Genomic DNA, 22,282 nt, shown 5'->3' with positions numbered 1-22,282 from the left:
GGTCGTGCGGAGCCGTGGCACGACGACAGCCGTGGGCCCTGCCGGACGCGGGGCGCACGGGCCCCGCGTCCGCGCCGGGTCAGCCCTCGACCCAGCCGTGGTTCTTCGCGAACTGCGCCAGCGCGCCGCGGACCTGGAGGATCTGCTCCGCGGTCAGCGAGGGCGCCGCCGTCAGCAGCGTCTCGGTGACGTCCCGGGTGAACTCCTCCGTGCTGAGCACATCGCACAGGACGTCGTCGTCGGCCGCCAGCGGCTTGCCGTCCTCGCCCCGTGCCAGCCGCACCCCGGACGCCTTCGGCCCGCGCTCGCCGTCCTCGATCTCGAACTCCACCACCACGCCCCGCCGCACCTGCGACTCGGGCATCAGCATGTCGTTCACGTGCAGAAAGACGTCCTCGCCACCGTCGTCGGGCGCGATGAACCCGTAACCGCGCTGGCTGTCGAAGCGCACCACACGACCAGCAACCATCCCAACCCCCAGCAACCTCGAAACACCACGCCGGGGACCCGCCCGAGGCGGAGCCCGCCCGACGGCCCACGAGCGACTCCCGCGGGCTCACTGTGCACGGTACAGCGCGGCGGACGGCCCGGCGCCGCACACCCGGCGGGCGGCGGGACGGGTCGCGGAGAGCCGCCGCACGGCCCGTCCGCGACCCCGGAGCACGCTACGACTGCTACGCCTGCTCGGCCTTCTCCGCGGCGCGCTTCTTCAGGCGCACCGTCTCCTTGCGGACCTCGGCCTGGGTCGCGCGCTCCTTCTCCAGCCACTCGGGCCGCTCGTCCTTCAGAGCGTCGATCTGCTCGGTGGTCAGCGCCTCGGTGACGCCGCCGCGGGCCAGCCCCGCGATGGACACGCCGAGCTTCGCCGCGACGACGGGACGGGGGTGCGGGCCGCTCTCCCGGAGCGCGCGCAGCCATGCGGGCGGGTTCGCCTGGAGCTCGTTCAGCTCGGCGCGCGAGACGACACCCTCCTGGAACTCGGCGGGGGTGGCGGGGAGGTACACACCCAGCTTCTTCGCCGCGGTCGCGGGCTTCATCGTCTGGGTGCTCTGCTGCGACTTCATGCCGCCCAGCCTATCGGCCGCCGGGGGAGCCCCTGACCGGGGCCGGTAACCTGGCGGGATGACCGACTCGGCGGATTCCCCCTCGTTCCGGCTCGCGTACGTCCCCGGAGTGACACCCGCCAAATGGGTGCGGACCTGGGAGGAACGCTTCCCGGGCGTCCCCCTCACGCTCGTCCAGGTGACGCCCGCCGAGGCCTTCGACGCCCTGCGCGACGGCAGCGCCGACGCCGGCCTCGTACGGCTCCCGGTCGACCGGACGGTGTTCAGCGCGATCCCCCTCTACTCCGAGACGACCGTCGTCGTGGTCCCGAAGGACCATCTGCTCACGGCGGCGGACGAGGTCAGCCTCGACGACCTCGCCGACGAGGTGGTCCTCCACCCCCTCGACGACGTCCTGGGCTGGGAGCGGCCGCCCGGCGAGGCCGCCTTCGAGCGCCCCGCGACCACGGCCGACGCCGTCGAACTGGTCGCGGCGAACATCGGCGTCCTGGTCGTGCCCCAGTCGCTCGCCCGGCTCCACCACCGCCGCGACCTGACCTACCGGACGCTTCTGGACGCGCCCCGGTCGGACGTCGCTCTGTCCTGGCCGGAGGACGCGACGACCGACCTGGTGGAGGACTTCATCGGCATCGTCCGCGGACGCACCGTCAACAGCACGCGTGGGCGTGCCCCGCAGCAGACCCAGCCGAAGGCCGCCGACAAGCGCGAGCCGCGCAAGCAGGCGGCGGGCAGGACGGCCGGCGGCGGCAACGCCGCGCGGGGCCGGACCGGCGCCGCGAGAAGCGGCGGCGCCAGGGGCACGGGAGCCAAGGGCGGCGGCTCCAAGGCCGGCGGCGCCAAGCGAGGCACGGGCAAGCCGCGCCGCCGGTCCTAGGCGTACGGCGCAGGTCCCGTCCGGCTCGCGCGGGTCTTCGTGCCAGGTCACCGCCCCGGCGCGGACCGTCCGATCGACTCCACCAGAGGCAGCAGCCGGTACGGCACGCGCTCGCGCAGGGCCACTTCGGTGCGGGTGCGGACCACGCCGGGGAGACTGATCAGCTTCTGGATCACGTCCTCCAGGTGGGCGTTGTCCCGCGCCACGACCCGCGTGAGGAGATCGCCGCCCCCGGTGATCGAGAACGCCTCGACGATCTCCGGCACGGCGGCCAGCGCGTCGCCCACGTCGTCGAGGTGGCCCTGGGTGACCTCGATGTGCACGAACGCCAGCACCGGGTGGCCGAGTGCGGCGGGGGAGAGGGAGGGCCCTGTTCCGGTGATCACGCCGTCCCGTTCCAGCCGGTCCAGGCGGGCCTGCAGCGTGCCGCGCGCGACACCGAGCACGCGCGCGTACTCCCGCACGCTGGTCCGCGGCTGTTCCAGCAGCAGCCGCAGGATGCGGGTGTCCAGCTCGTCCACGGCCATGGCGCCGGACCTCCTCGTGCCTCGGTGTTCCGCCGCGTTCGCGGAGCCCCCGCCGACTGTACCAATGGCCCGCCGGGCACAGGGCTTCGCGAGCCGTCTGCTCATGGCCTGAGCCGTCTGCTCATGGCCTCGCGCCGGGCGCGACCGGGGTGGGGGCCAGGACGAGCGTGCCGTCGGCGTCGACGGCGACGCGCGCCCCGTCGCTGATCCGGCCGAGGACGTCCCGCAGCCAGACGCGGTCCGCCGGTGTCGCGTGCTCCAGCCGCATCCTCCGGGCCCTCAGCGGCAGCATCCGCACCCCCGTCAGCCGCCCAGGGTCGGCCGCGGAGCCGGACGCCAGTGTGACGAGGTAGGCGATCCGCAGCTCGGCGCGGTACTCCTCGTAGCCGGCGATGCCCTCGTAGTCGTCGATGAAGTCCCCGCAGCCGTGGAGGACGAGCCGGCCGCGGTAGACCTCCAGGCGGCGGGGGTGGTGCGCGGAGTGCCCGTGGACCACGTCCACGCCCCCGTCGACGAGCAGACGGGCGAAGCGGATCTGCTCACGCGCGACGCGGTGTCCCCAGTTCGAGCCCCAGTGCACGGACACGACCGCGAGGTCGCCCGGACGCCTGGCCCGCCCCACATGGCGCACCACTGCGGCGGCCGTGTCGGCCGAGAGCTCGGGGACGTAGGCCACTCCGGGCGTGCCCGGTGTGGCGGCCCATGCGGGTGGCACGCCGGCGGAGGGCGCCGCCAGGGCGAACACCAGTACCCGTCCCCCGTCCGGAAGGGCCGCCACCGCCGGCGCGTACGCCTCCGCCGGATTCCGTCCCGCTCCCGCAGTGGGCAGACCGGCGCCGCGCAGGGAGACGAGCGTCTCCTCCAGGCCTGGACGGCCGAAGTCGAGGACGTGGTTGTTGGCCAGCACGCACACGTCTGGGCGGGCCACGGCGAGGGCGGGGAGGTTGGCCGGGTGCATCCGGTAGTGGACGGCCTTGTCGAGCGCGAAGGCGCTGCCGCGCGTGACGGACGTCTCCAGGTTCAGGACGCGCACGTCAGGGGCCCGCTCCGCCAGCCACCCGAGTGCCTCTCCCCAGGGCCAGGCGGGGTCGACGGGAGCGGGGACGGGCCCGTTGGCGGCTTCCGCCAGCCGGACGTAGGACCGCGCGTCCCGCACGTAGTCCTCGCGGAGCTCGGGGCTGCCGGGGTGCGGCAGGATCTGGTCGACGCCGCGTCCCAGCATCACGTCACCGCACAGAAACAGCGTCACCACGCCGCCGCCCATGCCCCCAAGGTAACCCCGCGTGCGCCCGCCCCGCCCGGCCGCCCGGGACAGCGGACCGTCCCGCGGCGCGGGCCGTCACACCTCGACGGTCACCGCGCACGACCAGCCGTACGGGTCCGGTCCGATGCGCAGCTCGTGCCACCCGAGGCAGCTCGGCACGGGGCCGACGACCTCCACGTCCGCCAGCGCGACCACCGCCAGCCGCACGTCCATCCCGTCGTCGGTGCTCTCCGCCTCCACGTCGACCGGCACCTGCCCGCACTCCTCCAGCCGGTGGGCCACCTCGTCGAGCAGCGCGCTCAGCAGGTCGTCGTCGCTGCACTCGGCCAGCTGGAACCGCTCGACGGCCGTGGGGCGCACGGCCGTGATGTCGGCGAAGCACTCCACCATCCCCAGCGCAGCCTCCACCAGGCAGCGCTCGCGGCTCGTGCCCCAGGCGTCGATGCGGACGTCCTCCGCGTGCTGCACCGCCCGGTGGCCGCTCGAACCGAGCCGCCGTGCCTGCCTGTCGTCATCGGCGTCGCCGACCATGACCACCACCTCGGGGAGAGGGCGCTTCGCCGATGCGGGTACCCGGGACCCGGTGGATCATCCGGGAAAGGAGGTGAGGGCGACGATCTCCGAACTCATCCGGGTGCCCGTGGCGGGCGGCGCGCTCATCGGCGAACTGGAGGCGCCGACGCGGGCCCGCGCGCTGGTGCTCTTCGCGCACGGCAGCGGCAGCTCCCGGCACAGCCCCCGCAACCGCATGGTCGCCGCCGAACTGCGCACCGCAGGACTGGGCACCGTGCTGGTCGACCTGCTCACCGACCGCGAGGGCCGCGAGGACCTCGAGACGGGCGCGCACCGGTTCGACATCGAGCTGCTGGGCCGGCGTGTGACCGCCGTCGTCGACTGGCTGACGGCGGAGCCCGACCTCAGCGGCCTTCCCCTCGTGCTGTTCGGAGCCAGCACCGGGGCCGCGGCGGCTCTCGTGGCCGCGGCCGAGCGCCCGGACCGCGTCCTGACCGTGGTGTCCCGCGGCGGACGGCCCGACCTCGCGCAAGCCGTCCTGGGCCGGGTACGGGCGCCGGTGCTCCTCGTCGTGGGCGGCCGGGACCCGCAGGTGCTCCGGCTCAACGAGCAGGCCGCCCGGCGGCTGCGCGCCCCGCACGCCCTGCGCGTCGTGCCGGACGCCACGCATCTGTTCGAGGAGCCCGGCGCGCTGGAGGAGGTCGCCGCGGCGGCCAAGGAGTGGTGCGACGACCGCCTGAAGGCGCTTCACGGGGAGCGAGGCCGCCATGCGGTTCCATGACCGCGCCGAGGCCGGACGCGCCCTGGCCGAGTCGCTCTCAGCGATGCGGGACAAGGGCGCCCTGCCCGATCCCGTCGTCCTCGCCCTCCCACGCGGGGGCGTCGCCGTGGCCGTGGAGGTCGCCCGGGCGCTCGACGCCCCGCTCGACGTGCTCGTCGTACGCAAGATCGGCGCACCGCACCAGGAGGAGTACGGCGTCGGCGCGATCGCCGGCGAGGACGTGCTCTACGACCAGGCGGCCCTCGACCGGCTCGGCCTCACCGAGAGTCGGCTCGCCCCGGTGGTCGAGCGTGAACGCCGGGAGCTCCAGCGCCGCGAACGGCTCTACCGGCAAGGCCGCCCCGCCCCCGACCTGCGGGGACGGACAGCGATCGTCGTCGATGACGGACTGGCGACCGGCGGCACGGCCCGCGCCGCGTTGCGCGCCGTGCGGAGGCTGGCGCCCCGGCGGACCGTGCTGGCGGTGCCGGTCGGCTCACCGGAGGCGGTGAGCCTTCTGCGCCCCGAGGCCGACGACCTGGTGTGCCCGCACCAGCCGGCGACCTTCATGGCCGTCGGACTCTGGTACGAGGATTTCGAGCAGCTCTCGGACGACGACGTGCTGGACGCCCTTCATACGGCCGGCGGACGACGCTCCGGGCGGGACTGAGCCGCACGGGTCAGTTTCCGGTGATGTTGACCATCCACGGGATGCCGAAGCGGTCCGTGCACATGCCGAAGACGTCGCCCCACATCTGCCTCTCCAGCGGGACGCCCACCGAGCCGCCCGCGGACAGCTTCTCCCAGTAGCCGCGCAGCTCGGCCTCGTCGTCGCCGCTCAGGCTCACCGAGAAGTTGTTGCCCGGAGCGTGCTCCGACCCGGGCGGGGTGTCCGCGCCCATCAGGGTGAAGCCGCTCGAGGTCTCCAGCATGCCGTGCATGACCTTGTCGGCCTCGGGGGCGTCCGGCTTGCCGTACTCCCCGAAGGTGTGGACGGTCAGCGTTCCGCCGAAGACCTCCTCGTAGAACTCCATGGCCTGGCGGGCGTCGCCGGCGAAGGTGAGGTACGGGTTGAGTCGTGAACCCATGAGAAACCCCCTTGAACGGGCGAAACGGTCGATGCGCGCAGACTAGCGCGACCCACCGACAACCACCCCTCGGCGCTCCCGGAGGCGAGGCGCCGGTGAGGCGGCGCCACAGCAGATCGGGCGGGAGCTCCGGCGCTTGCCGGGGCGGTGGTCAATGGGGGTGCGCGATGTCGTGGACTCCGGTCGCACAGGGGTGGGCGTGGGCGGCTTCCAGGAGCCTCACGGCGCCGCGGACCGCTGCGGTGTGCGGCGCCGGGACAGGCTGGACGGGAGTGCCGAGCCGGTGGGCGAGGGGGCCGGTGACATCGGGTCGCAGCGCGCCCCCGCCGGCGAGGAGCACGCCCCGCTGGAGGGCGTCGAGCGCCTGGGAGGTGTGATCCTGGTCCAGCATGGCCCTCACCATCGCGACGACCGCGTCCGTGATCCGTGCGGGCGGGGTGAGGCCGTCCAGGTCGCCGGTGCCCAGGGCGGTCTGGCGGGCGTCGGTCACCGCACCGTCCGTGAGGAGCGTGACCTCGGTGAGGTGGGCGCCGAGGTCCACGACGAGCAGGGGGCGGGTCGGGTCGTGGTCCGCGGCCATGGCCACGGCGCGCGCGGTGGGGACGGTCAGCACGGTGCGCGGGCGCAGAACCTCCACCGCGGTGCGGGCTCGGGCCCGGAAGGTGATCCCGCCCAGGACGGGCGTGGTCAGAATGAGCAGCGGGCGGCCGGAGCGGGGAAGGCGGGGGCCGAGCAGCCGGTCGAGCATGCGGGCGGCCGCGGGGATGTCGACGAGGGCGCCGCGCTGGACGGGACATGTCGCGCGGTCACCCGAGAAGACCACCGTGGGCACGTCGAGGATGCGTCGACGTCCGGACATCCAGGCGCGGGTGCGGGCGCTTCCCATGTCGAGGGCGATGCCGGTGCACTGCCGGCACCAGGGCCACGGCCGGTGCCGGGCCGCCCGTGGGCGGGGACCGGGTGCGGTGCTCATCGGCCTGCCTCCCTGACCTGCTGGCAGCGGGCGCAGTAGCGGGCCTGCGGCACGATCATCAGCCGCTCGCGGGTGATGGGCCCGCGGCACAGACGGCAGGTGCCGTAGTGGCCCTGGTCCATACGTGTGAGGGCGGCTTCGACGTCGGCGAGGACCATGCGGGCGTAGGCGGCGAGCTGGACGCGGACCTCGATCTGGGAGGCGGCCTGCCGGTCGAGACGTGCGTCGGCGCGGCTGGGGGCGGGTGCCGAGAGCTGTTGCAGCTGTTCGTGGCGGAACAGGCGTTGTTCGTGCAGATTCGCGCGCAGTGCGGCGAAGTCCTCGATCGAGAGAGCGCTGTCGCGGTCGTCGATGATCTGGTGGTTCACCGATTCACCCCTTGGGCAGGGCGGGAGAGGGGAGGGCGGACGGGCGGCTGTCAGGCGGTGCCGCGCTGGCAGGGGACGCACAACGGCGTGTAGGGCAGGATTTCCAGGCGCTCGACGGGGATGGGCTTGAAGCAGTCGCGGCAGGTGCCGTAACTGCCGTCCTGGACGCGGTCGAAGGCGGCCTCGATCTCCGTGAGGACCCGCTGGATGGTGTCCCTCTGCGTGGACATCATCTGTTCCTCCGCGTTCGGCCCGGCCTGGCCGATGGCCCGCAGCTGCGTGAGTCGGGAGGCGCGTTCGCGTTCGAGGCGCTGGAGGGCCTCGTGCGCCGTCAGCCGCTCATGACGGGCTTCGGGCCGGGTCGTATCGAGTGACATGGCGGATCCTTCCTTCCAGGAGTGGGCGTCGGCCCGGGAGTCAGGGCCGGCGGTACACGCCTCCAAGGTGGCCGCGATCACGTGCGAAAGACATCGGGCGCGATACCCATCTGCGGCAGGTCCGTCGGCCCATCACGGCGTGGGCAGGCCACGCGCGGGAAATGGGCATCAGTGCCCATGGCCGCCGGAACCGTCGGCGGGCAGCCTGGACGGCAGGCCTGTCAGGACCAGTGCCCGCGGTTCGCACTCGGGTTGCGCGCTGACCGACAGTGGAGACAACAGCCGTGTCGCATGCAGAAAGGCGTCATCCCGGTGTCGCTGTTTTGGCGGATCTTCGCGCTCAACGCGGTGGTGCTGGGAAGTGCCACCGCGCTACTGCTGTGGGCTCCGGTGACCGTCTCCGTACCGGTGGTACTGACCGAGGCGGTCATCCTCGTGGCCGGCATGGTCGTCATGCTGGTAGCCAACGCGGCCCTGCTGCGGATCGGCCTGGCACCGCTCGACCGGCTCACCCGGCTGATGACCACCGTCGATCTGTTGCGCCCGGGGCAACGGCTGCCGGAAGGGAGCCGCGGTGAGACCGCCGAATTGATCCGCACCTTCAACGCCATGCTCGAGCGCCTCGAGCACGAGCGGGCCTCCAGCAGCGCGCGCGCCCTGTTCGCGCAGGAAGCGGAACGACGCCGCATCGCGCAGGAACTGCACGACGAGGTGGGTCAGAGCATGACTGCGATCCTGCTGGCGCTGGAGCGAGCCGCCGACGACGCGGACGAGCCCCTGAGCGGTGAACTCCGGCAAGTGCAGGAGATCACCCGGGGGAGCCTGGACGAGGTACGGCGTCTCGTACGTCGGCTGCGGCCAGGCGTGCTCGAAGACCTCGGGCTGGTCAGCGCCCTGACCTCGCTGACCAGCGAATTCGCCACCCACGTAGGGCTGCGTGTGGTGCGCCGCTTCGACACCGGCCTGCCCGTGCTGGATCAGCAGACGGAACTGGTGCTGTACCGCGTCGTCCAGGAGGCCCTGACCAACGCGGCCCGCCACGCCGAGGCCGGGCAGGTGGAGGTGAGCCTGCACCACACCGGCGCGGCGGTGGTGCTGGCGGTCGCCGACGACGGCCGCGGAATTGGCGTCGCCCGTGAAGGTGCGGGGATTCGCGGAATGCGCGAGCGGGCTCTGCTGATCGGGGCCACCCTGGACGTCGTCTCCCAGCCGCAGACCGGCACCACGGTCCGGCTGACCGTGCCCCTCCCCAGGAAGCAGCGATGACCACGCCCGACACATCCGCGATCCGTATCCTCCTCGCCGACGACCATGCGCTGGTGCGCCGCGGGGTGCGGCTCATCCTCGACCGGGAGCCGGACCTGGAGGTCGTCGCCGAGGCCGGGGACGGCGCGGAGGCCATCGAGACGGCCCGCACCCACGAGGTCGACCTGGTGGTGATGGACATCGCCATGCCACGTATGACCGGCCTGCAGGCCACCCGGGAACTCCTCGCGCTCAAGCCTGGCGTGCGGGTGCTGATGCTGACGATGCACGACAACGAGCAGTACTTCTTCCAGGCGCTGAAGGCCGGCGCCAGCGGCTATGTGCTCAAGTCCGTGGCCGACCGCGACCTGGTGGCGGCATGCCGCGCCGCCATGCGCGACGAGCCGTTCCTGTATCCGGGCGCGGTCACCGCGCTCATCCGCAACTACCTCGACCGGGTCCGTAACGGCGAGGAGCCCTCCGACCAGGTGCTGACCGCCCGCGAGGAGGAGGTGCTCAAACTCGTGGCCGAAGGCCACTCCTCCAAGGAGATCGCCGAGATGCTCTTCATCAGCATCAAGACCGTCCACCGGCATCGCGAGAACCTGCTGCACAAACTCGGCATGCGTGACCGGCTGGAACTCACCCGTTACGCGATCCGCGCCGGCCTCATCCAAGCCTGAGCGCGCCGACTGCCTCGGGGGGCGCGGCTCCCCACTGCTCAGCCTGGGCGTCGAGAGCCCGCTCCGCCCGAGACAGAAGACCATCGACATGGAGAGGGGGCGGTGGTGGCCCGCTTCACGCACACCGTCCCGCGCACCCGAGGTCCCGGTCCGGACCTGGTCCGGACCGTCCTGCTCGCCGTGCTCATCGCCCTGCTCGGCATGTCTGCCCTGGGTGGTGGGCACCCCCGCGCACCCGGCGGTGCGCTGCTCGTGGCCGTGGAGAAGTCCTCGGCGCACGGTGAGCCTCATGCGGACAGTGCCGACGCGGCTGTCTCCACCGCTGCCGTCCGCAGCCAGCGGGATGCCACGGGCGATCGCCATGTGCCGCCGGTGTCCGCTCCGGCCGTGTCGCCCGGCAGCGCGACCGGCCCGCTCCGGCCCGCGCGGTCCCCGGTTCCGGCGGTGGCCCCGCCCGCAGCGGAGCAACCGGCACGTCACCAGGTGGTGAGGGCACCGCCTCCGCTCTCCGGCATCTGACTCTCTTCCTCTCCTTCTCTCGACCGCAGCCACCGTGCTGGCCGCGGCATGCCTGCCGGAGGCCCCTGTGAACCGATCCCCGCACATCAGAGGCTTGATCGCCCTCGCCGCTGTCGCCCTCTCCCTGTACGTCGCGCTCACCGTGCCCGTCCACCTCGGACTCGATCTGCGCGGCGGCACCCAGATCGTGCTGGAGACCCGCCCCACCGCCGGTGCCGACGACGACGGTGAGGCCACGGACCGCACCGTGGAGGTGCTGCGCGGCCGCATCGACGCGCTGGGCGTCGCCGAACCCACCATCGCCCGCTCCGGCAGCGACCGGATCATCGTCGAACTGCCCGGTCTGCAGGATCCCCGGGAGGCGGCCGACGTGCTCGGCCGTACCGCCCGACTCACCTTCCATCAGGTGCTCGGTACGGCAGCCGCCGCCGACGACAAGCCGGATCCGCTGCCCGAGCGGCCCGGCGAGCGGGTCATGGCCGACGAGTCCGGCCGCCTTCTGCGTCTTCAGGCGGCCTCACTGACCGGCAAGGACGTCGAGAAGGCAGCCGCCCGCTTCGACCAGCAGGGCGGTGCGGGATGGCACGTCACCGTCGACTTCAGGGGGCCGGGCGAAGCGGGTTGGGGCCGTCTGACCGGCGAGGCCGCCTGTCACGCGGCCGGGGATCCGGGCCGTCGGGTCGCCATCGTCCTGGACGACAAGATCATCTCTTCGCCGCAGGTCGACCCGTCCGTCGCGTGCGGGTCCGGCATCAGCGGAGGCTCCACCCAGATCACCGGAACCTTCGAGGACAGTGAAGCGAAGGAGCTGGCCCTGCTCATCAACGGCGGCGCCCTTCCGGTGCCGGTCGAGACCATCGAGCAGCGCACCGTCGGCCCCACCCTGGGAGCCGAAGCCATCACGGCCAGTGCCTGGGCCGCCGGCATCGGCGCCGCGGTGACCTCGCTGTTCATCATCGCCGTCTACCGTCTCCTGGGTGCTCTGGCCACCGTGGCCCTGGCCTGCTACGGCCTCATCTCCTACGCGGCCCTCGCCGCCCTCGGCGCGACCCTCACCCTGCCCGGCCTCGCCGGCTTCGTGCTGGCCATCGGCATGGCGGTCGACGCCAATGTGCTCGTCTTCGAACGCGCCCGCGAGGAGTACGCCGCCCGCCGCCGCCCCACCCCGCGCTCGTCCCTCACCGCCGGATTCCGCGGGGCCTTCAGTGCGATCGCCGACTCCAACATCACCACTCTCATCGCCGCTGGTCTGCTGTTCTTCTTCGCCTCCGGACCGGTGCGCGGATTCGGCGTCACACTGGGCATCGGAGTCCTTGCCTCCATGCTCAGCGCCCTCGTCATCACCCGGGCCCTCGCCGACTACGCCGTCGCCCGCCGCCGTCCGCGCCGCAACCCCCGCCTCACCGGCATCGCCCACCCCGGCGTCGTCCGCGACCGCCTGGCCCGCAGAAATCCGAACCTGATGCGTCACCCGCGCCGGTGGCTGGCCGCGTCCGCCGCCGCACTCGTCCTGGCCGCCTCCGGCATCGCGTGGCGCGGCCTGGAGTTCGGCGTCGAATTCACCGGTGGCCGCCTCATCGAGTACACCACCGCCACCCCCGTCGACCCCGATCAGGCCCGTACCGTGCTCGCCGACGCGGGATTCCCCCGGGCCGTCGTCCAGACCTCCGGCGAGAACCAGCTGACCGTCCGCACCCACCAAGTGAGCGACACCCAGGCGGCGACCATCACCGACGCCGTCACCGGCCTGACACACCAAGCCGACAAGATCCGCGACGAAGCCGTCGGGCCCAGCCTCGGCAAGGAACTGCGCGAAGGCGCGCTCATCGCCCTCGCCGTCGCCCTCGCCGCCCAGCTGATCTATCTCGCGGCACGCTTCCGCTGGCTGCTGGGAACCTCCGCGGTCGCCGCCCTCGCCCACGACGTCGTGATCCTCATCGGCGTCTTCGCCTGGCTCGGCAAACCGGTCGACGGCGTTTTCCTGGCCGCGCTGCTGACCGTCATCGGCTACTCCGTCAACGACTCCGTCGTCGTCTTCGACCGGATCAGGGAACTCGGCCGCCTCGACCGCACAACGCGCTTCGCCCGCATCGCCGACCGGGCCCTCCTGCAGACCCTGCCCCGTACCGTCAACACCGGGATGGGCGCCGCGTTCATCCTCACCGCTCTGGTCCTCTTCGGCGGCGACACCCTGACCGACTTCGCCCTCGCCCTCCTCATCGGCCTCGCGGTGGGCACGTACTCCTCGATGTTCACGGCCACCCCGCTGGCCATCGAACTGCACAAGCGCCGGCGCCGCACATAGGCGAGCTGCTGCCAGCGGTGAGGCGCCGGTCGCGTTCCGTCCAGGGCCTGGCAAGTCTGATCCATTGGCCTCCGTCGGTCAGTGTCGGGCCAGGTGGACTGGGCCATTGGCGCAGGCGACGGGGCGGCAGTTGAGCCAATGGGTCGGCAGTGTTTAGCTTTGTCCCATCCATATGATGTGCGGCGCCGCGCAGTGCCGGACGGCGACGAGGCCGGGTCCGGACCGCGGTGCCTTCGTCCTGCCTGTTCGCCGTCCGCCACCCCGGACGGCAGCCGTCAGGCCGCGTACCACCTTGAGGGGGGCGGCGCACCGCCGTGAAGAAGATGTTCGTGGCTCCGGATCCGGAGCGCTCGAGGCTGCGGAACGCGATCCGCGCCGTCATCGGCGTCGCCGCCGCCGTCGCCGTTTGCGGACTGTGCGGACTACCGCTCACCGCGTCGATCACCGGAGGACTGGCGGCACTGCTCGCCCTCTTCACGGTCACCGACGCGACCGTCCGTGACCAACGGCTCACCACCGCCCTGCTTCCTGCCGCCGGAATGCCCGTGCTGGCGCTCGCCACCGCACTGCACGGCATCACCCCGGCCCGGGACGCCGCGTTCCTGGCCATCGTCTTCTTCGGGGTGTACGCCCGCCGCTGGGGTCCGCGGGGCCACGCGCTGGGGATCTTCGCGTTCATGAACTTCTTCGTCGCACAGTTCCTGCACGCGGGGCCGGCGCAGCTGCCCGAGCTGTACGGCGCCACAGGCCTTGCCCTCGTCACGGCCGGCGCCACGCGCTTCGTGCTCTGGCCCATCGAGCGGCACACCCCACCCGCGGCAGTGCCGCCGGCCCTGCCCGGCAGCGGATGGGCGCGGCCCACCACCCGGCAGGCCTTCCAGGCCACCGCTGCCTCGGGCCTCGCGCTTCTGGTCGGGCAACTGCTCTCCGAAGAGCGCTGGTACTGGGCCGTCGGCACGGTCTGGTGGATCTTCGTCAACACGGCTTCTCGCGGCGAAACCCTGGTCCGCGGTTTCCGCCGGATCTTCGGAACCGTGATCGGTATCGCCGTCGGCCTGCTGGTCGCCGTCCCGCTGCACGGCGCCCCCGCGCCGACGGCCGCCCTTGTCGCCGTCTGCGTCTTCGGCATCTTCTACACCGCCGCCGTCTCCTACTCCTGGATGATGCTGGCGGTGACGGTCATGGTCAGCCTGCTCTACGGCCTGCTGGGCGTGCTGGACCCCAGCCTGCTCGGGCTCCGTCTCGCGGAGACCGGTGTGGGCGCACTGTGCGCCGCGCTGGCCGTGGCCCTCGTCCTGCCGGTCACCACGCACGCCACCAACGACGCCTGGATCCAGCGTGCCCTGCGCTGCGTGCACGACTGCACCGCCGAGGCCGCCGCGCGCCTCGCCGGCGACGACACGGCGGACCCGGCCGGACGTGTCGCCGAACTGGAGCAGCTGCTCGGCCGGGTGCGGCTGTCCGTCGCCCCGCTCGTCCACCCGCTCAACCCCGTGCTCGGCCGAAAGCGCCGCGCTCGCCAGGTTCTCGCCCTCCTCGACGACTGCGCCCGCGAGATCCGGGGCCTGGTCGCCGTCGCGGCCGACCCGGAGGCCTCCCACGACGCCCGCCTGGCCGCCGCCTGCTGGCGTGTCCAGGACGCGGTCGAGGCACTCACCGACGGTCGCTCCGACCGCCCGACCCCCGAGGCGCACCCGACGCAGGCCGCCCACCCCGCCCTGACCCACCTGCACAGCCTCGAACAAGCCCTGGTGGAACTGGCCCGTCCGCTGAGGGCCCCGGCGTAGCCGATCCGTCCTGACGGGGCGCGGGAAGCCGCGCGGCCCGTCAGGACGGCAGCCGTACGCCGCCGCCCCCGCCTCACCGCAGCACGAAGGGCCCGCTCCTCGCACCGGAAGCGGGCCCTTTCGTTGTGCCGAGGGGGCAGCACGCACACGCGTGCTAGCGGACCGGGGCCCCCTGCGGCTGCTGCGGGGCGATGCCCAGCGCGGTCGTGTACTTGGCCAGGGCGAGCTTGCCGATCGCCGGGTACGGGCCGAGCGCGTCGGCGGTGGCGCAGCCCGCCTCTCTGGCCGCCTCCTCCAGCAGCGTGGCGTCGATCTCCGGGCCGATGAGGTACGGCGCGAGGGCCAGCTGCTGGGAGCCGGAGGAACGCAGCTGCTCGGCGACGGAGGCGATGGAACCCTCCTCGTCGAGCGCCGCGGCCATCACCGGCACGGCGAGACGCGCGGCGAGCAGCATGCCGGTGATCCCGGCGGCCTGCACGGCCTCGTCGCCGCCCACGGACGCCAGGATGATGCCGTCCGCGGCCGTCGCCACGGTGAACAGACGGGCGCGGTCGGCGCGGGCCAGGCCCGCCTCCGACAGCCGCACGTGCAGCGCCTCGGCGAGCAGCGGGTGCGGGCCGAGGACGTCGGTCAGCTCGGCGGCGATCCGGCTCTCCATGACGGCCTGACGGATCCGGCGCAGCAGAGCGCTGTCCGGGCCGGCCAGCAGCGGCACCACGACGGCGACGGGGCCCTCGGGCTCCTTGACGTCCATCCCGGCGGCGATCGCCTGCTCGTAGCGGGCGGTGCGCTCCTCGGCGGCGAACGCCAGCACTGTCTGGAGGCTGGGGAACTCGTGGTCGCCCCCGTCGACGTACCCGATGCGCGCGTCGAGGCCGGGGAGCTCGGAGCGGGCGATGCTCACGACCTCCTCGGCCAGAGAGCGGGTGGCGGCGCTCGGCGTGCCCGGCACCGCGAGAACGAGCGCGGGCGCGCCCTCGGGAGCCGCCAGCGGCTCGGGTCGGCGGTGCCGCCCGGGCTGGCGGGGGCGCGGCATTCGTACAGGCAGGCCGGACGCGGGCCCAGTGGGGGAGCTCATGGCGCCGCATGTTACTGGCTTCTTGGGCTCCCTTGTTCGGGGAGGGTGCAGGTGAGCGGTATCCGTCCTGTTTTGTCTGATGAGTTACGTACGGATCAGAAGTGATCAGCGTGTTTTTCCGACGACTTGCCCTCGAAGGGGGGCAATCCCCCTTTCCTGTCAGGTCGTGTGCTTCACCACGTACATCATGGTCTGGTCACCCGGCAGGATGAGAGCGTCCGTCGCCAGCGCGGCGCCGACACGGACCGCGCCGTGCAGCGGATCGCCTTCAGCCGGCACCCGGCGCGCGTCCGGCAGCCTCCGCGCCAGCTCCTCGTCCAGCGGTACGAGGAGGGGGTCGCCCATCTTCAACAGGCCGCCGGTGACGGCGACGTACGCCGCACCGTCGGCGGAGGGCTTCCCGCCGGCCGGGCAGACGGCGGCGGCTGAGTCGGCCATGTGCCGGGCCGCCGCTCGCAGGATGGCCGCGGCGACCGGGTCACCCGGGGCGCACTCGGCCACCTTGGGGGCGAACGACGCGAGGACGGCCGCACGGTCCGGGCGAGGGTAGAGCCGGCCGGGCAGTCCGGGCATGGGACCGAACTGCTCCTGCGCGCCGGCCAGAAGCGCGGCGGAGCCCCCGGAGCGGCCGTCGTGGGCACGCAGGGCCGCCTCCAGGCCGGCCCGGCCGATCCACGCGCCACCGCCGCAGTCGCCCAGCAGATGACCCCAGCCGTCGGCCCGGCGCCACGCCCTCAGGTCCGTCCCGACCGCGATCAGCCCGGTGCCGGCGCAGAGCACTGCGCCCGGCCGCTGCCCGAGCGCGCCGACATAGGCGGTGACGGCGTCGGCGGCCAGGGCGGTGGTGCGCACGCCGAACTCCCGCGCCAGGGCGGACGGCAGCGTGGCTCGAAGGGAGTCGCCCAGCGTGCTGAACCCGGCGGCTCCGACGACCGCCGTCTCCAACCGCTCGATGCCCGTCTCGGCCGCCAACGCGCTGACCAGCGGCACGAGTTGTTCCATCAGGTGCGCGGGGTCGATCCCCCGCCCGCCGGTGCGCACCGGGACGGCCGACGACCGCTGTGCCAGGGCCCCGCGTCCGGCCGTGCCGAGCGCGACCCGCAGACCGGAGCCGCCCGAGTCCACGGCGAGAACGCCGTGCTCGCGCGGGAACTTCAGCACGCCCTGCCGCGCCCGCGGCGTCAGGTCCCCGTCGGGATGCATCAGGCCCCTCTCTCCCGGGACACCGGCCGCGTGATCTGCCCGACCGGTTCGGAGGCTGCGACGACGAACGCCGGCTCGGAGGACGGCGGCCGTGGGTGAGGGCTTCCGTGTTGCGCCGGAGCGCCGCGCCCACCAGTAGAGTAAGGCGCCGTGGCACCACGACCCTTGCATGAACTTGTCGAAGCAGGCTGGGCGAAGGCTCTCGAACCTGTGGCTGAACGCATCGCGGCCATGGGGGACTTCCTCCGTGCCGAGGTGGCGGCGGGCCGGACCTATCTTCCGGCCGGGGCGAAGGTCCTGCGGGCCTTCCAGCAGCCTTTCGACGACGTCCGTGTCCTGATCGTGGGGCAGGATCCCTACCCGACACCCGGGATGGCCATCGGACTGAGCTTCGCGGTCTCGCCGGAAGTGCGTTCGCTGCCGGGGAGCCTGGAGAACATCTTCCGGGAGATGCACTCCGACCTCGGGCTGCCCAGGCCGTCGAACGGCGATCTGACGCCGTGGACGCAGCAGGGCGTCCTGTTGCTCAACAGGGCGCTGACGACCGCTCCGCGCAAGCCCGCGGCGCACCGGGGCAAGGGCTGGGAGGAGGTCACGGAGCAGGCGATCCGGATGCTGGCCGCTCGCGGCAAGCCGTTGGTGTCGATCCTGTGGGGCCGTGACGCGCGCAACCTCCGTCCGCTGCTGGGGGATCTTCCGGCGATCGAGTCCGCTCACCCGTCCCCCATGTCGGCGGACCGGGGCTTTTTCGGCTCGCGCCCGTTCAGCCGGGCCAACGACCTGCTGCTGCGGCAGGGAGCGCAGCCGGTGGATTGGCGACTGCCTTAGAGCTCCGAACAAAAGTGGAGCCGGGCGCCACTTTTGTTCGGAGCTCTTAGTACACGACCGTCTGCGGGGCATGGCCATCGCGCCATGCGCCCGCCGGGCCCGGGCCGCCACGTGCATCCCGGCCGCGGACTTCGCACAGGCGCTGGACCGGGTCCGCGAGGGCGGCGGCCGCCACCGCACTGTCGAGGAGATCGCGCGGCGGGATGCCGCCCGCCGGCCCTGCCTGCTGCGGACGCCGTCGAAGCGCTGCCGGAAAGCACGCCGGGCTCATCCGACCACCGCTGCCCGTACACAGAGGACGTCCGGCAGGTGGGAGGCGAGCTGCCGCCAGGTGTCGCCGTCGTCGGCCGATGCGAAGACCTCGCCGTTGCGGTTGCCGAAGTACACGCCGGCCGGGTCCGCGTCGTCCGTGCAGAGCGCGTCGCGCAGCACGGTGCCGTAGTGGTCCTCCTGCGGCAGGCCCGCCGTGAGGGGCTCCCAGGTGCGGCCCGCGTCCGCCGTGCGGAACACCCGGCAGCGGTGCTCGGCGGGCACCCGGTCCGCGTCGGCGTTGATCGGGAAGACGTACGCCGTGTCCCCGCGGGTGGGATGCGCGGCGGCGGCGAACCCGAAGGTGGACGGCAGCCCTTCGCCGATGTCCGTCCAGTGCGTGCCCGCGTCGTCGCTGCGGTAGACGCCCCAGTGGTTCTGCAGGTAGAGCCGGTCCGGGTCAGCCGCGTCCCGCGCCACTTTGTGCACGCACTGGCCGAACTCGGGGTCGGGGTCGGGCAGGAACACCGCGGAGACGCCGGAGTTGGACGGCTCCCAGCTCGCGCCGCCGTCGGCTGTGCGGAACACGCCGGCCGTCGACACGGCGACCGTCACCCGTCGTGGGTCGCGCCGGTCGGTGAGCACCGTGTGCAGGCCCTCGCCGCCGCCGCCGGGCACCCACTGCGCGCGCGTGGGGTGTTCCCACAGCGGGCGGACCAGTTCGAAACTCTCCCCGCGGTCCTCGGACCGGTACAGCGCCGCCGGTTCGGTGCCCGCGTAGACCACGTCCGGTTCCGCAGCCGACGGGTGCAGCTGCCACACCCGCTCCAGGGAAGCCCCCGTGTCCTGGGGGAACTTGACGGCCGGCGTCGCCGGTTCCGTCCACGTCCGGCCGAGGTCGTCGGAGTGGAAGACCGACGGCCCCCAGTGCGCGCTGTCACCGCCGGCGAGGAGCCGGGGGCGGTCACCGCGCGTGTCGACGGCGACCGAGTAGATCGCCTGCGCGTTGAAGTAGGGCGATTCGTCGAACTCCCAGGCGCCCCCGCGCCGACGCCCGATGAACAGGCCTTTTCGCGTCCCCACCGCGAGCAGTACCTCTGTCATTGCGATCACCTCCGCTGTGCCGCGACGGCTTTGTCCCGGCATCGGCCAGTCTGCACCCCACCACTGACAGTCACCCGCTCAAGCGCGTCGACGCAGGTCACAGCGGCGATGGCGGGCGTGGTCGGCATGGTGTCGGCCACATTCGCCGCGGCCGGGGCTTGGAGCGGCCGGAGCGTGGAACTGGCGGGTCGGAGGGATTCGCCCTGAGCATCAGGACCGCCCGCACCGTATGGGAGGGCGCCGGGATGTTCGCGCGCTCATGAGGAGGAAGCCTTCGATGGCGTTCCGTGGTCCTAAGGTGTGGCTGTGGCGTTGGCGGCGCAACCCGCTCAAGCGTCGCGCCGACGTGGTGGAGGCTTGGGTGGTGCTCGGCGCGTGGGCGCTGACCGTTCTCGCCGGGGTCCTGGCCGGCTGGGCGACCGCCCGCTCCGTCGAAGACGGGCTGGCCCGGGAGCGCGTCGAGTGGCGGGCCGTCGCCGGACGGCTGACCGAGCAGGCGCCGGGCAAGGCGTCCACGCGCGCGGGCGCCGCCAGCGGCGACCGGGTGTGGGCCAAGGTCGACTGGACCGCCCCCGACGGCTCTCCCCACTCCGGCCAGGTCCGGGTCGCCCCCGGCAGCACGGTGGGCACCCCCGTCACGATCTGGACGGACCGTCAGGGCCGCCTGGTCACCAAGCCGACCACCGCCGACCAGGCACGCGTGCGCGCCGCCCTCGTCGGGGTCCTGGCGGGCGCCGGCGCGGCGACCCTGCCCTTCGCGGGGGCCCGCGTCCTGCGGACCCGCCTCGAACGCCGGCGCACGGACCAGTGGGACACGGACTGGGCCCGCTTCGACGCCCTGCGCGGCAAGCCCACGGCCTGACCCGTATCCGGGGCCTGCGCGCCACCGACCTCGCCGGCGGCCCGCGCACGGCCGGCCCGCGCACGGCCGGCCCGCGCACGGCCGCCCGCCCACGGTGGCCTGCGGGCGGAGGGCCGCCGCGGCACCCGCCCCCGCGGCCGCACGATGAGGGACACGGCCGCCGCTGCCGGCGACACGCCGGCACGCGACGGGCGGCACGGTCCCGTACGCGGCAGCGACACGGCACACGACAGCGGCGCGTCAGCCCGCGCGGGGGCCGACGCGCCGCTCGGGGCGTCTTCGGATCAGCCGTGGTACGTGATGTACCCGTTGCCGTCCGAGTCGTTGGCGCGCTTGGTGTAGGCGTGCACGTCCGCCGGGGCGCCGCCCGGCTTGAGCAGGTAGATCGTGTCCTTGTCGTTGTTCCAGACGAAGTTGCAGTTCTGGCGGTAGGCGACGTTGCCGGCGTCGGACTCGGTGCCGCGGCCGCCGCGCAGCGTCACGTAGTCGCCGGGCTCCAGGGTGTGGTTGGCGGTGAACGTGTACTTGTTGCCGCTGGCGTCCTTGACGGCGTAGCCCTTGAGGTTGACCTTCGCGGTACGCGAGTAGTTCTTGATCGTCAGGTACTCGTTCTTCGCGTTCCCGCCGGAGCACCGGTTGGAGTCGGCGCCGGGGGCGTCGTACTGCACGCCCTTCACCTTGAGCGGGGACGAGTACTCGGTGGCCTGCGCCGGGACGGCGGTGACCGCGGTGATCGCGACGGCCGCGCCCGCCGCGGCCATGGCGCCCGCCGCGTGAGAAATGCGTATGCGCATGAGGAAGTGCCCCCCTGATGGTGCGATGGAAGTACGGGGAGCATATCCAAAGTGATCACACCGTGTGGGAGATGTGTGTGAAGTGTGAAGTGCTGGACCGTCGGGGGCGGTCGGCGGGTCACCGCCCGACGGTCAGCGCCCTCCCGAGGATGCCGTCGACGTCCGCGCCGCCCGGCCCGTCGGGCAGTGTGCCGAAGGCGTGGCCCCAGTCGCCGCCGAGCCGGGTCGCGCAGAAGGCGTCGGCGATCGCGGGCGGAGCGTGCCGGACCAGCAGGGACGCCTGGAGAGCGAGGGCCATCCCCTCCACCAGCCGACGCGCACCGGCCTCGGTCGCCTCGCCCAGCCGCGCGCGGAGCGCGCCCACCGCGGCGTCCAGCCGGGCGTCCGCGCCCCGAGCCAGGGCGAGTTCGTCGAAGAGGACCTCCGCGGTGGCCGGCTCGCGGGTCAAGGCCCGCAGCACGTCGAGGGCGTTGACGTTTCCCGAGCCCTCCCAGATTGACAGCAGCGGCGCCTCGCGGTAGTGCCGCGGCATCCCTGAGTCCTCGACGTAGCCGTTGCCGCCCAGGCACTCCAGCGCCTCCGCGGTGAAAGCCGGGCCGCGTTTGGTCACCCAGTACTTGCCGACGGCGGTCGCGATCCGCCGGAAGGCCTGCTCGCGCGCGTCCCCGCGCACGGCGCGGTCGGCGGCGCCGGCCAGCCGCAGGGTGAGGGCGGTCGCGGCCTCCGACTCCAACGCCAGGTCGGCCAGGACGTTGCGCATCAGCGGCTGGTCGATCAGCCGGGCCCCGAACGCGCCGCGGTGGCGTGCATGGTGGCCGGCCTCCACGAGTGTCTTGCGCATCAGCGCGGCCGACATCGTCACGCAGTCCAGACGCGTGCAGTTGACCATCTCGATGATGGTCTTCACGCCCTGGCCCTCCGGTCCGACCAGCCAGGCCACGGTTCCCTCGAACTCGGGCTCGGCGGAGGCGTTGGAGCGGTTGCCGAGCTTGTCCTTCAGCCGCTGGATGCGGAAGGCGTTGCGGCTGCCGTCGGGCAGTACGCGCGGCACCAGGAAACAGGACAGCCCGCCCGGCGCCTGGGCCAGCACCAGGAACACGTCGCACATCGGTGCCGACGTGAACCACTTGTGGCCCCGCAGGGTGTACACCCCGGGCTCGGCCGTGGGCGTGGCCGCAGTGGTGTTGGTGCGGACGTCGGAACCGCCCTGCTTCTCCGTCATCCCCATGCCCGCGAGCAGGCCCCGCTTCTCGGTCGGGACCCGCAGCCCGGGATCGTAGTGCCGGCTGGTCAGCAGCGGTTCGTACACTTTCGCCAGGTCCGGTTCACGGCGCAGCGCGGGGACGGCGGCGTACGTCATCGAGGTGGGACAGCCGTGCCCGGCGTCGGTGTGCCCCCATACGAGTCCTTCAGCGGTGCGGGCCACGTGCGCGCCCGGCCGGGCGTCGGCCCAGGGCGCGCCCGCCTGGCCCTCGGCGACCGCGACCCGCATCAGCTCGTGCCAGCTGGGGTGGAAGTCGACCTCGTCCACGCGATGGCCGTAGCGGTCGTGGGTGCGCAGCTCGGGCTCGTGCCGGTTGGCGAGCTCGGCCCACTCCTGCGCCTGCGGGCCGCCGGCCAGCAGCCCGAGCCGCCGGACGTCCGCCTCGGCCCAGCCGGCGCCCTCCCGGCGCAGTCCCTCCAGGAGGGCGGTGTCCTCGGAGGCGTCGTAGGGGGTCAGGGGCGGGGCCTGGTTGGTGACGTCGTGGGTGCCGGACCGCTCGTGCGGGAGTGTCGAGACCATGCAAACAATGTTGCACTCCCGCTGCGGCCGCAGC

At 73.2% G+C, this 22,282-nt stretch carries 24 protein-coding genes; 10 read left to right on the top strand and 14 right to left on the bottom strand.

The annotated features are described in order from the left end of the window. Nucleotides 1–79: 79 nt before the first annotated feature. Complete coding sequence (locus ACIRS4_RS03465) at nt 80–469, bottom strand: cold-shock protein (protein WP_130440339.1); 390 nt, start codon at nt 467–469, stop codon at nt 80–82. Nucleotides 470–674: 205 nt separating this feature from the next. Continuing rightward, a complete protein-coding gene (locus tag ACIRS4_RS03460) occupies nt 675–1,064 on the bottom strand; it encodes a DUF5997 family protein (RefSeq protein WP_404189273.1) in 390 nt (129 codons plus the stop codon). A gap of 58 nt (nt 1,065–1,122) precedes the next feature. Here ACIRS4_RS03460 and ACIRS4_RS03455 point away from each other — a divergent pair, with 58 nt between their 5' ends. Further along, nucleotides 1,123–1,938 carry a LysR family substrate-binding domain-containing protein gene (locus ACIRS4_RS03455; protein WP_404189270.1) on the top strand — a complete coding sequence of 272 codons (816 nt, stop codon included), beginning with the start codon at nt 1,123–1,125 and terminating at the stop codon, nt 1,936–1,938. Nucleotides 1,939–1,985: 47 nt separating this feature from the next. Here ACIRS4_RS03455 and ACIRS4_RS03450 read toward each other — a convergent pair whose 3' ends face one another. The 3 genes from ACIRS4_RS03450 to ACIRS4_RS03440 form a co-directional block, all read right to left on the bottom strand. Beyond that, nucleotides 1,986–2,465: an Lrp/AsnC family transcriptional regulator gene (locus ACIRS4_RS03450; protein ID WP_130440345.1), complete on the bottom strand. Its 480-nt coding sequence runs from the start codon at nt 2,463–2,465 to the stop codon at nt 1,986–1,988. Nucleotides 2,466–2,586: 121 nt separating this feature from the next. After that, nucleotides 2,587–3,729 (bottom strand): CapA family protein, encoded by a 1,143-nt coding sequence (locus ACIRS4_RS03445; protein ID WP_404189266.1) that lies wholly within the window; start codon nt 3,727–3,729, stop codon nt 2,587–2,589. Nucleotides 3,730–3,804: 75 nt separating this feature from the next. Continuing rightward, the gene (locus tag ACIRS4_RS03440) at nt 3,805–4,260 is read right to left on the bottom strand and encodes an archease (RefSeq protein WP_404189263.1); all 456 of its coding nucleotides are present in this window, start codon (nt 4,258–4,260) and stop codon (nt 3,805–3,807) included. Between the two features lie 52 nt (nt 4,261–4,312). Here ACIRS4_RS03440 and ACIRS4_RS03435 point away from each other — a divergent pair, with 52 nt between their 5' ends. After that, complete coding sequence (locus tag ACIRS4_RS03435) at nt 4,313–5,023, top strand: dienelactone hydrolase family protein (RefSeq protein WP_404189260.1); 711 nt, start codon at nt 4,313–4,315, stop codon at nt 5,021–5,023. Further along, nucleotides 5,010–5,672: a phosphoribosyltransferase gene (locus tag ACIRS4_RS03430; protein ID WP_404189257.1), complete on the top strand. Its 663-nt coding sequence runs from the start codon at nt 5,010–5,012 to the stop codon at nt 5,670–5,672. Before ACIRS4_RS03435 ends, ACIRS4_RS03430 begins: the two co-directional genes overlap by 14 nt. 10 nt (nt 5,673–5,682) lie before the next feature. Here the strand turns inward: ACIRS4_RS03430 and ACIRS4_RS03425 are convergent, their stop codons facing one another. The 4 genes from ACIRS4_RS03425 to ACIRS4_RS03410 form a co-directional block, all read right to left on the bottom strand. Continuing rightward, the gene (locus tag ACIRS4_RS03425) at nt 5,683–6,090 is read right to left on the bottom strand and encodes a VOC family protein (RefSeq protein WP_404189254.1); all 408 of its coding nucleotides are present in this window, start codon (nt 6,088–6,090) and stop codon (nt 5,683–5,685) included. 151 nt (nt 6,091–6,241) lie between these two features. Beyond that, nucleotides 6,242–7,063 (bottom strand): hypothetical protein, encoded by an 822-nt coding sequence (locus tag ACIRS4_RS03420; protein WP_404189252.1) that lies wholly within the window; start codon nt 7,061–7,063, stop codon nt 6,242–6,244. Further along, nucleotides 7,060–7,431, bottom strand: coding sequence for a TraR/DksA family transcriptional regulator (locus tag ACIRS4_RS03415; protein ID WP_404189250.1), 372 nt, complete (start codon nt 7,429–7,431; stop codon nt 7,060–7,062). Before ACIRS4_RS03415 ends, ACIRS4_RS03420 begins: the two co-directional genes overlap by 4 nt. A 50-nt stretch (nt 7,432–7,481) precedes the next feature. Further along, entirely contained in the window at nt 7,482–7,808 is a 327-nt protein-coding gene (locus ACIRS4_RS03410; RefSeq protein ID WP_404189247.1) for a TraR/DksA family transcriptional regulator, read from the bottom strand. Nucleotides 7,809–8,099: 291 nt separating this feature from the next. Between ACIRS4_RS03410 and ACIRS4_RS03405 the strand changes: the two genes are divergently transcribed. The 5 genes from ACIRS4_RS03405 (at nt 8,100) to ACIRS4_RS03385 (ending at nt 14,347) form a co-directional block, all read left to right on the top strand. Next, nucleotides 8,100–9,074, top strand: a complete 975-nt coding sequence (locus tag ACIRS4_RS03405; RefSeq protein ID WP_404189244.1) for a HAMP domain-containing sensor histidine kinase — start codon at nt 8,100–8,102, stop codon at nt 9,072–9,074. Continuing rightward, on the top strand, nt 9,071–9,736 hold the full coding sequence (locus ACIRS4_RS03400) for a response regulator (protein ID WP_404189241.1): 666 nt from the start codon (nt 9,071–9,073) through the stop codon (nt 9,734–9,736). Before ACIRS4_RS03405 ends, ACIRS4_RS03400 begins: the two co-directional genes overlap by 4 nt. Nucleotides 9,737–9,838: 102 nt before the next feature. Further along, entirely contained in the window at nt 9,839–10,255 is a 417-nt protein-coding gene (locus tag ACIRS4_RS03395) for a hypothetical protein (RefSeq protein WP_404189238.1), read from the top strand. A 67-nt stretch (nt 10,256–10,322) separates the two neighbouring features. Further along, complete coding sequence (gene secD / locus ACIRS4_RS03390) at nt 10,323–12,560, top strand: protein translocase subunit SecD (protein WP_404189235.1); 2,238 nt, start codon at nt 10,323–10,325, stop codon at nt 12,558–12,560. 323 nt (nt 12,561–12,883) lie between these two features. Continuing rightward, nucleotides 12,884–14,347, top strand: coding sequence for an FUSC family protein (locus ACIRS4_RS03385; RefSeq protein ID WP_404189795.1), 1,464 nt, complete (start codon nt 12,884–12,886; stop codon nt 14,345–14,347). Nucleotides 14,348–14,501: 154 nt separating this feature from the next. On the opposite strand, the gene ACIRS4_RS03380 is transcribed toward ACIRS4_RS03385, so the two are convergent. Next, nucleotides 14,502–15,425 (bottom strand): sirohydrochlorin chelatase, encoded by a 924-nt coding sequence (locus ACIRS4_RS03380; RefSeq protein ID WP_404189232.1) that lies wholly within the window; start codon nt 15,423–15,425, stop codon nt 14,502–14,504. A gap of 159 nt (nt 15,426–15,584) precedes the next feature. After that, entirely contained in the window at nt 15,585–16,628 is a 1,044-nt protein-coding gene (locus ACIRS4_RS03375) for an N-acetylglucosamine kinase (RefSeq protein ID WP_404189229.1), read from the bottom strand. A 150-nt stretch (nt 16,629–16,778) separates the two neighbouring features. Here ACIRS4_RS03375 and ACIRS4_RS03370 point away from each other — a divergent pair, with 150 nt between their 5' ends. Beyond that, nucleotides 16,779–17,456 carry a uracil-DNA glycosylase gene (locus ACIRS4_RS03370; protein ID WP_404189227.1) on the top strand — a complete coding sequence of 226 codons (678 nt, stop codon included), beginning with the start codon at nt 16,779–16,781 and terminating at the stop codon, nt 17,454–17,456. 267 nt (nt 17,457–17,723) lie between these two features. Here the strand turns inward: ACIRS4_RS03370 and ACIRS4_RS03365 are convergent, their stop codons facing one another. Beyond that, on the bottom strand, nt 17,724–18,809 hold the full coding sequence (locus ACIRS4_RS03365) for a WD40/YVTN/BNR-like repeat-containing protein (protein WP_404189224.1): 1,086 nt from the start codon (nt 18,807–18,809) through the stop codon (nt 17,724–17,726). Between the two features lie 277 nt (nt 18,810–19,086). Here ACIRS4_RS03365 and ACIRS4_RS03360 point away from each other — a divergent pair, with 277 nt between their 5' ends. Beyond that, nucleotides 19,087–19,671: a hypothetical protein gene (locus ACIRS4_RS03360; protein ID WP_404189221.1), complete on the top strand. Its 585-nt coding sequence runs from the start codon at nt 19,087–19,089 to the stop codon at nt 19,669–19,671. Nucleotides 19,672–19,955: 284 nt separating this feature from the next. Here ACIRS4_RS03360 and ACIRS4_RS03355 read toward each other — a convergent pair whose 3' ends face one another. Further along, the gene (locus ACIRS4_RS03355) at nt 19,956–20,465 is read right to left on the bottom strand and encodes a lamin tail domain-containing protein (protein ID WP_404189219.1); all 510 of its coding nucleotides are present in this window, start codon (nt 20,463–20,465) and stop codon (nt 19,956–19,958) included. A gap of 118 nt (nt 20,466–20,583) precedes the next feature. After that, entirely contained in the window at nt 20,584–22,248 is a 1,665-nt protein-coding gene (locus ACIRS4_RS03350) for an acyl-CoA dehydrogenase family protein (RefSeq protein WP_404189216.1), read from the bottom strand. Between the last annotated feature and the right edge of the window lie 34 nt (nt 22,249–22,282).

Origin of the sequence: Streptomyces sp. NPDC101166 (genome assembly GCF_044768125.1) — a bacterium.
Taxonomy (GTDB): Bacteria; Actinomycetota; Actinomycetes; order Streptomycetales; family Streptomycetaceae; genus Streptomyces.
The sequence above is the reverse complement of the archived record's forward strand: the minus strand, read 5'-3'. Positions and strand labels throughout refer to the sequence as shown.

Coding starts and splice junctions, on each gene's coding strand:
- ACIRS4_RS03360 (WP_404189221.1), top strand. CDS start 19,087: ATGGCGTTCCGTGGTCCTAAGGTGTGGCTGTGGCGTTGGCGGCGCAAC.
- ACIRS4_RS03430 (WP_404189257.1), top strand. CDS start 5,010: ATGCGGTTCCATGACCGCGCCGAGGCCGGACGCGCCCTGGCCGAGTCG.
- ACIRS4_RS03410 (WP_404189247.1), bottom strand. CDS start 7,808: ATGTCACTCGATACGACCCGGCCCGAAGCCCGTCATGAGCGGCTGACG.
- ACIRS4_RS03400 (WP_404189241.1), top strand. CDS start 9,071: ATGACCACGCCCGACACATCCGCGATCCGTATCCTCCTCGCCGACGAC.
- ACIRS4_RS03445 (WP_404189266.1), bottom strand. CDS start 3,729: ATGGGCGGCGGCGTGGTGACGCTGTTTCTGTGCGGTGACGTGATGCTG.
- ACIRS4_RS03385 (WP_404189795.1), top strand. CDS start 12,884: ATGTTCGTGGCTCCGGATCCGGAGCGCTCGAGGCTGCGGAACGCGATC.
- ACIRS4_RS03450 (WP_130440345.1), bottom strand. CDS start 2,465: ATGGCCGTGGACGAGCTGGACACCCGCATCCTGCGGCTGCTGCTGGAA.
- ACIRS4_RS03375 (WP_404189229.1), bottom strand. CDS start 16,628: ATGCATCCCGACGGGGACCTGACGCCGCGGGCGCGGCAGGGCGTGCTG.
- ACIRS4_RS03350 (WP_404189216.1), bottom strand. CDS start 22,248: ATGGTCTCGACACTCCCGCACGAGCGGTCCGGCACCCACGACGTCACC.
- ACIRS4_RS03365 (WP_404189224.1), bottom strand. CDS start 18,809: ATGACAGAGGTACTGCTCGCGGTGGGGACGCGAAAAGGCCTGTTCATC.
- ACIRS4_RS03380 (WP_404189232.1), bottom strand. CDS start 15,425: ATGAGCTCCCCCACTGGGCCCGCGTCCGGCCTGCCTGTACGAATGCCG.
- ACIRS4_RS03460 (WP_404189273.1), bottom strand. CDS start 1,064: ATGAAGTCGCAGCAGAGCACCCAGACGATGAAGCCCGCGACCGCGGCG.
- ACIRS4_RS03440 (WP_404189263.1), bottom strand. CDS start 4,260: ATGGTCGGCGACGCCGATGACGACAGGCAGGCACGGCGGCTCGGTTCG.
- ACIRS4_RS03405 (WP_404189244.1), top strand. CDS start 8,100: ATGCAGAAAGGCGTCATCCCGGTGTCGCTGTTTTGGCGGATCTTCGCG.
- ACIRS4_RS03420 (WP_404189252.1), bottom strand. CDS start 7,063: ATGAGCACCGCACCCGGTCCCCGCCCACGGGCGGCCCGGCACCGGCCG.
- ACIRS4_RS03465 (WP_130440339.1), bottom strand. CDS start 469: ATGGTTGCTGGTCGTGTGGTGCGCTTCGACAGCCAGCGCGGTTACGGG.
- ACIRS4_RS03425 (WP_404189254.1), bottom strand. CDS start 6,090: ATGGGTTCACGACTCAACCCGTACCTCACCTTCGCCGGCGACGCCCGC.
- ACIRS4_RS03355 (WP_404189219.1), bottom strand. CDS start 20,465: ATGCGCATACGCATTTCTCACGCGGCGGGCGCCATGGCCGCGGCGGGC.
- ACIRS4_RS03455 (WP_404189270.1), top strand. CDS start 1,123: ATGACCGACTCGGCGGATTCCCCCTCGTTCCGGCTCGCGTACGTCCCC.